The organism is Tahibacter sp. (assembly GCF_032229445.1).
Taxonomy (GTDB): domain Bacteria; phylum Pseudomonadota; class Gammaproteobacteria; order Xanthomonadales; family Rhodanobacteraceae; genus Tahibacter.
Map to the genome: position 1 here is coordinate 1 of NZ_JAVTWC010000055.1, position 11303 is coordinate 11303.

General features: G+C 60.2%; 9 protein-coding genes and 1 pseudogene. All 10 read left to right on the forward strand.

Features of this window, described 5'->3' with window-relative positions; translation table 11 throughout:
- Positions 1-215 precede the first annotated feature (215 nt).
- A complete protein-coding gene (locus RUU78_RS10750) occupies positions 216-659 on the forward strand; it encodes a universal stress protein (RefSeq protein WP_298312718.1) in 444 nt (147 codons plus the stop codon).
- Between the two features lie 179 nt (positions 660-838).
- Positions 839-1876 carry a phospholipase A gene (locus RUU78_RS10755; RefSeq protein ID WP_311098114.1) on the forward strand — a complete coding sequence of 346 codons (1038 nt, stop codon included), beginning with the start codon at positions 839-841 and terminating at the stop codon, positions 1874-1876.
- Between the two features lie 12 nt (positions 1877-1888).
- Positions 1889-2425, forward strand: coding sequence for an acyloxyacyl hydrolase (locus tag RUU78_RS10760; protein WP_298312944.1), 537 nt, complete (start codon positions 1889-1891; stop codon positions 2423-2425).
- 60 nt (positions 2426-2485) lie between these two features.
- Positions 2486-3997, forward strand: a complete 1512-nt coding sequence (locus RUU78_RS10765; protein WP_298312946.1) for an efflux transporter outer membrane subunit — start codon at positions 2486-2488, stop codon at positions 3995-3997.
- Positions 3998-4023: 26 nt separating this feature from the next.
- The gene (locus RUU78_RS10770) at positions 4024-5106 is read left to right on the forward strand and encodes an HlyD family efflux transporter periplasmic adaptor subunit (RefSeq protein ID WP_298312949.1); all 1083 of its coding nucleotides are present in this window, start codon (positions 4024-4026) and stop codon (positions 5104-5106) included.
- A 10-nt stretch (positions 5107-5116) separates the two neighbouring features.
- Positions 5117-7912, forward strand: a complete 2796-nt coding sequence (rbbA, locus tag RUU78_RS10775) for a ribosome-associated ATPase/putative transporter RbbA (RefSeq protein ID WP_343232313.1) — start codon at positions 5117-5119, stop codon at positions 7910-7912.
- Positions 7909-9039, forward strand: coding sequence for an ABC transporter permease (locus RUU78_RS10780; protein ID WP_288074027.1), 1131 nt, complete (start codon positions 7909-7911; stop codon positions 9037-9039). The genes rbbA and RUU78_RS10780 overlap by 4 nt, the downstream gene beginning before the upstream one ends.
- Before the next feature lie 177 nt (positions 9040-9216).
- Positions 9217-9516: pseudogene (locus tag RUU78_RS10785) on the forward strand (type II toxin-antitoxin system YafQ family toxin).
- A 173-nt stretch (positions 9517-9689) separates the two neighbouring features.
- The gene (locus RUU78_RS10790; protein ID WP_298311702.1) at positions 9690-10277 is read left to right on the forward strand and encodes a recombinase family protein; all 588 of its coding nucleotides are present in this window, start codon (positions 9690-9692) and stop codon (positions 10275-10277) included.
- Between the two features lie 587 nt (positions 10278-10864).
- The coding region (locus RUU78_RS10795) for a TetR family transcriptional regulator (RefSeq protein WP_313916446.1) at positions 10865-11303 on the forward strand (439 nt) is incomplete at its 3' end.

Genomic DNA, 11303 nt, shown 5'->3' on the forward strand with positions numbered 1-11303 from the left:
CCGTTGCGCGTTGGTCTGTCGGCGACGGTCACCGTCGATACACATCGACGCGATGGGGCCGTGCTCGGTGCAGCCATGCCGTCTGTTCCCGTCTATGCGACACAATCGCTCGGCCAACTGGTACAGGACGCCGACAAGATGGCCGACACGGTTATCGCGAAGAATATTGCGAAATAATCCAGATCGGGAACGATCAATAATAACGGAGAGACAGCATGTACAAGAAAATCGTACTGGCCTATGACGGATCGAGTTTTAGCATGGCCGCCCTGCATCAAGGGGCCAATATCGCCAAAGATTGCAAAGCGGAGCTGCATTTGCTCAGCATCGTTGAGACAACCGGCAGCATGGCCATTGCCGAGGCAGTGGGCACGGAAGATGTCTGGGGTGTGGAACAGCTGCACCTGGAAGAGGCCATCAGGCGCGCCGTTGCCGAGCTGCGCGGGTTGGTGCTGACCGTCGTGGTCTGCGTTCGCGATGGCGACCCGGCCAGCGAAATCGCCGCCTACGCGCACGAAATCGACGCCGATCTGGTGGTGCTCGGCCACACCGAAAGGGGTGCGCTGTCCCGCTGGTTAGGCAACTCGATCGGGTCTCGGCTGCTTGATCATTTACCATGCAGTCTGCTTGTCGCCATTGAATCTTCCGAGCTTTGTTAGAACTTGGGGGGAAACATCATGAATTGCTCGCTAGACTTCGCGGCCTGCTGCCGCTGGCCGCTTCGATGAGGCTAGCCGCGTATCTCTGTCTGTGCTTGGTCGCACTACCCGCCGCCGCCGCGGCGCCAGCTTGGCTGATCGCCACTCCCGACGAGACTGCGCGCGCGGGGGCACCGATCATGCTCGATATCGTCAAACCGGCGGCGCAGGCGGATTGGCCGGACACTCTCAGGCTCAGGTTAGTGCGCGACGACAGAGCGCTGGAAGTGGAACTTGCTATTGTAGATCCGGTTTTGACAGAGGACACACGCCGAACGTATCGCGGGGTATTGCCTGCCCATCTATCAGGGCTGGTTCGGGCACATCTGGCTGGAGCCGAATCGAACCGGCTGGCCCTCGTGGTCACTGCCGCCGATCCGATCGAGCGGATGCGTGCGCCCATGTATAGCGACGCGACGCCCGTCACGCGATCCAGCGGTACAGGCAGCAAATTATTTGCCGCGGACGAACCGGCGTTGTCGGCCAATGAGCCCATGTACTTTGTCGTGGGTGGCGGTGGCGGAGCCACTGCCCGGTTCCAATTGAGCTTCAAGTACCGGCTTTTCGACCCTGATAGCCATCCGGTGCAGTGGATTCCATTTCTATCTCGTCTGCATTTCGGCTATACGCAGACTTCAATCTGGGATCTGGGCGCCAATTCGTCGCCATTTCGCGATACCAGCTACCGGCCCAGTCTCTTTTGGCAGGGAGAGACTCACGGTGAGAGCCGCCTGATGCCCGAGGTGCTGCGCGCCGGTTTCGAGCACGAATCAAACGGCAAGGATGGCGTGAGTTCGCGCAGCATCAACACGCTCTTTGCGCAGCCCGTCTGGCGCAGCGGATTTTTGGATGGACGCACGTTGATCTTCGCACCCAAGGTTTATGGCTATCTGGAAAAATCAGACAACCCGGACATCCAGCGCTACCGGGGTTACGCGGACTGGATTCTCCGCTATGGCCGCGAGAACGGCTGGCTTTTGGCAACGCAGTTGCGCAACGGTACCTCAGGGCATGGCAGCGCCCAGTTCGATCTTTCCTACCCGCTACGCCAACCGTTTTTCGCCCGCACGGGCGGCTTCCTGTACTTCCAGTTATTCAAGGGGTACGGTGAAAGCCTGCTCGATTACAATCTGGACCGTGGGACGCAAGTGAGGGTGGGGTTTTCAATTGTCCGATAACGAGGGAGAAACATGACGAATGATAAAAACACTCTGCCGCGCACGGTTGTTGTCTTCGTGCTGACAACGCTGGTAGCCGCGAGTCACGTCGTCCATGCGGATGAGTTGGGAGGGCTCGCCGGGAGCCTCGATGGATATCACAGTATTGCCTTGAGCTATCAAACCGCACCTTTCTGGCAAGGAGAGTTAGCAGTCCATCCCCTCGACGTGAGCCTGGAATACTCGCTGGGGATGGTGCGCGCACCCTCTGGCCAGTCCAACCGCGATCTGTTGCATGTTGGCGTCACGCCCTTTGCACGTTGGTGGTTTGCTTCGAATACCGGGGTCGAACTGGGTGTTGGCGCGAACGTGTTTTCGGGTACCCATCTTGGCGACAAAAACATCTCGACCACATTTCAGTTCGGCAGTTCGGTCGGCTTGTTCCATCGACTGCAGGGCACACCCTGGTTGCTTGGGCTGCGTCTAACTCACTACTCCAATGCCGACATCAAGCAGCCCAACCCAGGTCAGGACTATGTGCAACTGCGAGCCAGCTACTTTTTTCCTTGAGAGAGGGACGAGGCATGTTGTGTGGCTACACGCAGAGACTTCGTAACAAGGAGCAAGAAGATGATGAACGCTTCTATCCGGCGAGAAGACGCGCCCATCCGAATGCAGTTGGATGGACAACTGCGCGGCGTAGCCTCCCTGTGTGCGCTGGCAGGTGTTCTGGCAGTGACCGGCTGCTCACTGGCCCCCCGCCATGAAACTCCGACGCTGCCGGTCGCCTCGGCGTATCCCGCCGATACAGAGAGTCAACCCGGTGCAATGTCCGATGGCTCCATCGCCCCCCAAATCGCCTGGCGCGACTATTTCGTTGATCCACATCTACGGGCGCTCATTGCACGGGCACTGGATAACAGTCGCGACCTGAGAATCGCGGTACTGCGCGTCGCGGAAGCCCGGGCCGCTTATGGCATCCAGCGAGCTGACCAGTTGCCGACCATTGCGGCCAGCGTTGATGGCAGCCGCGCGCGCCTACCGGCCGACCTGAATGTGACTAGGCAGACGCAAATCGGCAGTCTGTATCAGGTGGATGTGGGGCTGGCCGCCTGGGAACTCGATTTCTGGGGCCGGGTGCGAAACCTCAAGGATGCGGCCCTCGAAACCTATCTCGCTACCGATGAGGCACGCCGCGCTTTCGCCGTCAGCCTGGTTGGCGAGGTTGCGGTCGGCTATCTTGCGCTGCGGGAACTGGACGAGCGCATCGCGCTGGCCCGTCAGACCATCGCCAGCCGCGAGGAATCGTTGCGCATTTTTAAGCGACGCTTTGAAGTTGGTGCGATCGCAAAGATGGACCTGGTACAAGTGGAAGTTCTGCTGCAACAGGCGCAAACTCTGGCCGCGCAACTCGAACAGGGGCGAGCCGTCCAGGCGCATGCGCTGACTTTGTTGGTCGGCTCGCCGCTACCTCCGCTGCCGGAAAACACCGGTCTCGGCGACGATGCCGTGGCGCGGGAACTGCGCGTCGGCCTGCCCTCCGACCTGCTGTTGCAACGCCCCGACATCGTCGCGGCCGAGCACCAGCTGCGCGCCGCCCAGGCCAACATCGGCGCGGCGCGCGCGGCCTTTTTTCCGCGCATTACCTTGACCGGTTCGGCGGGCACCGCCAGCGCCGAACTCAATGGCCTGTTCGATTCCGGCAGCCGCGCCTGGAACTTCATGCCCAGCCTTTCGCTGCCGATTTTCGATGCCGGGCGCAACCGCGCCAACCTCGATCTGGCCGAAGTCCGCCGCGACCTGGCGGTGACGAATTATGAAAAGACCGTGCAGGCGGCTTTCCGTGATGTGTCCGATGCCTTATCCGCCCGCCACTGGCTGACTGAACAGGTGCGCATCGCACAGGCGACGCTGGCGGCGCAAACCGAACGTGCGCGGCTATCCCAGTTGCGTTACGACAATGGCAGCGCCCCTTATTTTGAAGTCCTGGATGCCCAGCGCGAGTTGCTCACGGCCGAGCAGCAACTGGTGCAAACGCGACGCGCCCTGCTCTCCAGCCGCGTAAGCCTGTATGCAGCGCTGGGCGGCGGCAGCCAGGAATTTGCCGCCCCGGCGGATACGGCAACCCGCCAGGCAAATTAAAACGACAGCACACACGAGAACTCACCATGAATCCATTAAGCCCTGCACTCAAGAAAAACCTGCTCCTGGCCGCTGCGGCCATTGCCATTGCGCTGCTCGCCTGGGGCGTGTGGACGATGACCCGCCCGAAAGGCCTGGGCGAAGGCTTTGTCAGCGGCAATGGCCGTATCGAAGCCACCGAGATCGATGTCGCCACCAAGTATGCGGGGCGCGTGGTCGAGATTTTCGCCTTGGAGGGAGATTTTGTGCAGGCAGACCAGGTGCTGGCGCAAATGCAGATCGATGTGCTCACCGCGCAGCGCGATGAGGCGCGCGCCCAGCAGCAACAGGCGATTACCGGCGTGGCGAGCGCCGAAGCGCAAACCAGGATGCGTGAAAGCGACCTGGCGGCGGCGCAAGCCATCGTCGTGCAGCGCGAGAGCGAACTGGATAACGCCAAACGGCGCCTGACCCGTTCGCAAACGCTATCGCGTGAAGGCGCGACATCCATCCAGCAACTCGACGACGATCAGGCGGCAGTGCATAACGCCCAGGCCACATTGGCTGCGGCCAAAGCCCAGGCAAAGGCGGCCGAAGCGGCCATCGCGGCAAGCAAGTCACTAGTCACCGGTGCCCGCGCCGCTGTCGAGGCCGCCGCCGCGACGATTGCGCGCATCGAGGCGGATATCAAGGACAGCCAGCTCAAGGCGCCGCGCGACGGCCGTGTGCAGTATCGCGTGGCTCAGCCCGGTGAAGTGCTGGGTGCCGGCGGCAAGGTGCTCAACATGGTGGATCTGAGCGATGTCTATATGACCTTCTTCCTGCCCGAGACGGTGGCCGGCAAGGTCGCGCTGGGCAGCGAGGTGCGTCTTGTGCTGGATGCCGCGCCCGGCTATGTGATTCCCGCGCAGGTGTCGTTCGTCGCGAGCGTCGCGCAATTCACGCCGAAAACCGTGGAAACCGCAGTTGAACGGCAAAAGCTCATGTTCCGGGTGAAAGCCCGCATCGATCCCGAGCTGCTGAAAAAACACCTGAAGCAGGTCAAGACCGGCCTGCCCGGCATGGCCTGGATCAAGCTGGACCCACAGGCCGAGTGGCCTGAATCGCTCAAGATCAAGGTCGCGGAGTGAGGGCGGCCAAGTGACGCTTGCCGCCTCCGGCGCCATCCAGGCAAATAGGCCAAACGTGCCAAGTGTGCCAGGAGACCCGGTCGCGCGCCTGTCCGGTGTCAGCCTGTGCTATGGCAAGACGATGGCGCTGGATGCCGTTGATCTGGCGGTGCCCGCTGGCCGCATGGTCGGGCTGATCGGCCCGGACGGGGTCGGCAAGTCCAGCCTGCTGGCCCTGATTTCCGGCGCGCGCAAGGTCCAGCAAGGCATGGTGGAAGTGCTGGGCGGCGACATGCGGTCAAGACGCCACCGCGGCCGGGTATGCCCCGCCATTGCCTACATGCCGCAAGGTCTGGGCAAGAATCTCTACCCGGCCCTGTCGGTCGAAGACAACCTGCAATTCTTTGGCCGCCTGTTCGGCCACGATGCGGCTGAACGTCGGCGGCGCATCGATGAGTTGACGAAAGCGACGGGCCTCCATGCTTTCCTCTCTCGTCCGGCAGGCAAACTGTCCGGCGGGATGAAGCAGAAACTGGGACTGTGCTGCGCACTGATCCACGACCCGGACATGCTGATTCTCGATGAGCCAACCACCGGGGTCGATCCGCTGGCGCGCACGCAATTCTGGTCACTGATTGCCCATATCCGTGAAGCCCGTCCGGGCATGAGCGTGATGGTCGCCACCGCCTACATGGAGGAGGCTGAACGCTTCGACTGGCTGGTGGCGATGGACGCGGGGCGGATTCTCGCCACCGGGTCGCCCAAGGAACTGCACGAACGCACCGGCACTGCGACGCTGGAGGCGGCCTTCATCGCGCTGCTGCCGGAAGAAAAAAAACGCGGCCACCGGGCCGTCGTGGTGCCGCCGTTTGCCGACGGCGAGGATATCGCCATCGAAGCGCGCGACCTGACCATGCGCTTCGGCGATTTCACGGCGGTTGACCGCGTCAGCTTCCGCATCCACCGCGGCGAGATTTTCGGCTTCCTCGGTTCCAACGGCTGCGGCAAGAGCACCACGATGAAAATGCTCACCGGCCTCTTGCCGCCGTCCGAGGGCGAGGCCTGGCTGTTCGGACAGAAAGTGGACGCGCGCGACATCGCCACGCGGCGGCGTGTCGGCTATATGTCGCAGGCGTTTTCGCTGTACTCCGAACTCAGCGTCGAACAGAACCTGGTGCTGCATGCGCGCCTGTTCAATGTGCCGGAATCGGCGATCCCGGCGCGGGTAAGCGAACTTCTGGCGCGTTTCGGGCTGGACGGCGCGCCCGATGCCATGCCCGACCAATTGCCGCTCGGCATGCGCCAGCGCCTGTCGCTGGCGGTGGCGCTGGTGCATGCGCCGGAACTGCTGATCCTGGACGAACCGACCTCGGGCGTTGATCCGGTGGCGCGCGATGCCTTCTGGCAGTTCCTTGTCGATCTGTCGCGCACCGACAAGGTGACGATCTTCATCTCGACCCATTTCATGAACGAGGCCGAGCGCTGCGACCGCATTTCGCTGATGAATGACGGCCGGGTGCTGGCCAGCGACGCGCCATGGGAGATTGTCAAAAAGCGCGGTGCCAAAACGCTGGAAGAAGCTTTTATCGCTTATCTGGAGGACGCGGACCCGGCCGAGACAGAGGCCGACGCCACGCCCCGGGCGCCTGTTTCCGCCGCGCCGCAAGGCATATCTACGCACCCGCGGATGCGGCACCGCGGCTTCAATTTTGCGCGCGCCTTCAGCTATACCCTGCGTGAGGCGCTGGAACTGCGGCGTGACCCGGTGCGTTTAGTGATGGCGCTGTTCGGCAGCCTGATCCTGATGCTCATCATGGGCTACGGCATCACCATGGATGTGAACGATCTTAGCTACGCCGTGCTGGACCGCGACCAGACCAGCCTCAGCCAGAACTATGCCTTGAACCTCTCCGGTTCGCGCTATTTTGTCGAGCGCCCGCCGCTTGCCGACTATGCCGACCTCGACCGGCGCATGCGTAGCGGCGAACTGTCGCTGGCCATTGAAATTCCGTCGGGCTTCGCGCGCGACGTGCAGCGCGGTACCCCGGTGCAGATCGGCGCCTGGATCGACGGCGCGATGCCGCAGCGGGCAGAAACCGTGCAGGGTTATGTGCAGGGCATGCACCAGGGCTGGTTGATCGATATCGCCAAAACTCGCTTCGGTCAGGACATCACAGCCGGCGGCGCCACCATCGAGACGCGCTTTCGCTACAACCCCGACGTGAAGAGCCTGCCGGCGATGGTGCCGGCCGTCATTCCCCTGTTGCTGCTGATGATCCCGGCGATGCTTACCGCGCTATCCGTCGTGCGCGAAAAGGAGCTGGGCTCGATCATCAATCTCTATGTCACGCCCGTGACCCGCAGCGAATTCCTGATCGGCAAGCAAATCCCTTACATCGTGCTGGCCATGCTCAATTTTCTGCTGATGAGCCTGGTTACGGTGACCCTGTTCGACGTCCCGGTCAAGGGTAGCTTCCTGACCCTGACGCTGGCGACGCTGATCTATGTCGGTTTTTCCACCGGTTTCGGTCTGTTCGCCTCCACCTTTACGCGCAGCCAGATCGCGGCGATGTTCTTTGCCATGATCGGTTCCATGCTGCCGGCCATCCAGTTCGCCGGCATGATCAATCCGGTCTCGTCGCTGGAAGGCGTCGGCCGACTGATCGGGGAAATTTACCCGGCCACGCACTACATCACCATCAGCCGCGGCGTGTTCAACAAGGCGCTGGGGTTTGCCGATCTGCAAGCGGTATTCGTGCCGATGATCGCGGCCGCCGCGGTCATCCTCGGCCTCTCGATCGCCCTGTTGAAAAAGCAGGAGCAATGAACATGGCGTTGGCATCCAACATCTATCGTCTGGGCATCAAGGAACTGTGGAGCCTGCTGCGCGACCCGATCATGCTGGTGCTCATCGCCTACAGCTTCACTTTTCAGGTCTACATCGCCGCCACCGCCATGCCGGAAGGCTTGAGCAATGTGCCGATCTCGATCGTTGACGAGGACGACTCGCCGCTATCGGCACGCATCACCTCGGCCCTGCATCCACCGCAATTCATGCCGCCAACGCGGGTGACGCTGTCCGAGGTCGATGTCGGCCTGGATGCGGGGCTTTATACCTTTTCGCTCAATATTCCGCCGAACTTCCAGCGCGACGTGCTGGCGGGGCGCGCGCCGGCCATCCAGCTCAATGTGGATGCCACGCGCATGAGTCAGGCCTTTACCGGCAGCGGCTACATCCAGCAGATCGTGATGGGCGAAATCAACGAATTCGTCCAGCGCTATCGCGGCAGTGCCGTGCCACCGGTCGACCTGGCCTTGCGGATGCGCTTTAACCCGGCCTTGACGCGGGCCTGGTTCGGCTCGCTGATGGAGATTATCAACAACGTCACCATGCTATCCATCGTGCTGGCCGGCGCCGCGCTGATCCGCGAACGCGAGCACGGCACCATCGAACACCTGCTGGTCATGCCCGTCACTCCCACCGAGATCATGCTGGGCAAGATCTGGTCAATGGGGCTGGTCGTTTTGCTGGCTACCGCATTTTCACTGAACTTTATCGTGCAGTGGGCACTCAAGGTGCCGATTGAGGGCTCGCTGGCGCTGTTCCTGGCCGTCGCCACATTGCACCTTTTCGTTACCACGTCCATTGGGATTTTCATGGCAACGCTGGCGCGCAGCATGCCCCAATTCGGGCTGTTGATAATGCTGGTATTGCTACCGATGCAGATGCTATCAGGCGGCACCACGCCGCGCGAGAGCATGCCAATCCTTGCGCAGAACATCATGCAAGTTGCGCCCACCACGCACTTTGTTGCCGCCGCTCAGGCGATTCTCTATCGCGGAGCCGGTTTCGATGTGGTTTGGCCACAAGTGCTTGCACTGATCGTAATCGGCGCGGTATTTTTCGTCGCCGCCCTGGTACATTTTCGAAAGAGCATCAGCCAAATGGATTGATGCGTTGACCGGAGCAATCGTCATGATGTCGGGGAACCTCTGCTTGTACCTCTGCTGAATCCACCACCCAGCCACTGGCGGATATGGCGGCAGATAGAACCGTTTGAGCATTTCCTTTTGGTCCTCGACAAACTTCTCGATCAGTTTGAATTTTGGAATCGGATGACCGTCAAGAATATGGAAAACGGGTTTCTCCTCGCCCACCATGAGTCACTTGAAAAACTCACGGAAGACTTCTCCGTTGACCGAAAGGGCCAGTACTGCGGCACGCTCGATGAAGTACTCAGACCGGTGCTGCTCGCACTGGCAACCGATCAGCCGTTGGATGCACGCTACCGCGATCACGACCTTTCTGACGATTAGGCAGGCTACCGTGAATGCCACATCAAGCCCGACCTGCTGCTGATTTACCGCAAGTCCGACTCCGACACCCTGAGATTGGCCAGGCTTGGCTCGCACAGCAAGCTTTTCGGCTGACGGAACTTTCGGCGGTTCCGGCTTAAGACGGTTCGCTGTTTCATTGTGCCCACGGCGTTTGTCCGTCAAACGATCGTCTAACGGCCGCGCCCATATTGTCCGTAAAAATGTTGATTTGGTGATAAGTCGGACAATATAATTAGCGGACGAGATAACGGACAAGAAAATCAGAAATGGCATTGATTGGCTATGCACGGGTATCGACGGCGGAACAGGATACCGCCTTGCAGACGGATGCGCTTCGCAAGGCCGGATGCGAGCGAGTGTTTGAGGACACGGTTTCCGGTTCTACATCGGAACGGCCCGGCCTATCGTCGGCACTGGCATTCCTGCGTGAAGGTGATGTTCTTGGGGTTTGGCGACTTGATCGGCTGGGCCGTTCCTTGCCTCATCTGATCGAGGTTGTTGCCGGACTGGAAGCGCGTGGCGTGGGATTTCGCTCCCTGACCGAAGCCATCGACACCACGACACCCGGCGGCCGCCTCATATTTCACGTATTCGGCGCGCTCGGACAATTTGAGCGCGATCTGATCCGCGAACGTACCAAGGCAGGTTTGTCCGCCGCCGCTGCACGGGGCCGCAAGGGAGGGCGAAAGCCCGTCGTGACGGACGAGAAATTGCAGAAGGCCAGGACGCTACTAACTCAAGGACTAAACGTTCGAGAGGCCGCTCTACGACTCAAGATTGGAAAAACTGCGCTTTACGTAGCGTTAAGTTCTACACAGCCAACACTCAAGGGCAGCCATGCAGACAAAACCTGACGAGGATGCGAGTACTTGCGTTTCGTCAGCAACTGGCGCGAAAAGCCACACGACGCAGAGCGCTGCAAATCAGCGCTTACATGCAAAGAATGCAACCGGCACTGGCCTGTAGCCATGTCTGCATGGTCGTGTTCAGGCACCGTGCTCATTTCTTGCTGCCAGCCTGCCGCCCAGCGCTTTATACAGTTGTGAGCCGGAAGCCAGCAATGCCCCGGCGGCGTCGACTAGCAGTCCGATGGCCAGCCATGGCGAACATGGTCAGCATGTTGATGGTGTCGTTGGCAATGATTTCGACAAAAGGGCTCCTGAGTTTCCCTTAGTTTCTGAGACGATTAGATTGTACTGTACAATCCAACAAGAGGACATCAGAATTAGACCTAGTGTAGTGCTGCATTCTTGATGGAACATAGTGAGATTTACACGTCATTCCCGCGAAGGCGGGAATCCAGTGGCGTTCCGCGACGAAGACACTGGGTCCCCGCCTTCGCAGGGACGACAAAATCTGAGGCTATAAGTCGCGTTCTGCGTGCAACACTACACTAGCCTGAAAATTTCAATCGGGATCAACTGTCCCGGACAATCGGGGTGTGCTGGAGGAGCAAGAGACGAATGGATTGGCACGCGCCGCACATGGAAGAACAAAACCGGAGCGCTTTGTGGTCAGACGGACTAAGGCAGTAGCGCATTGCACCCGCCAGAAGATAATTGACGCCGCCAGAGAGGTGTTTCATAGGCATGGTGTTGGCCGCTCAACTTTGGAGCAAATTGCACAGGTTGCAGGCCTCACCCGCGGCGCGGTTTACTGGCATTTCAAGGGGAAAGCCGAACTCTTTCTGGAGGTACGGAAAGATGTGTTCGCGCCGCTGATCGAAAATGTGGACTTAACCCTTTGTTCAGAGCGCTATACCGACCCGCTAGATGCCATCGAAGCCTCATTGAAAGTCATCTATTGCACTTTGGAGAATAGTTCGACGGTTCGTCAGGTGTACGAAATCATGCTACTACGTTGTGAACACGTCGATGAAT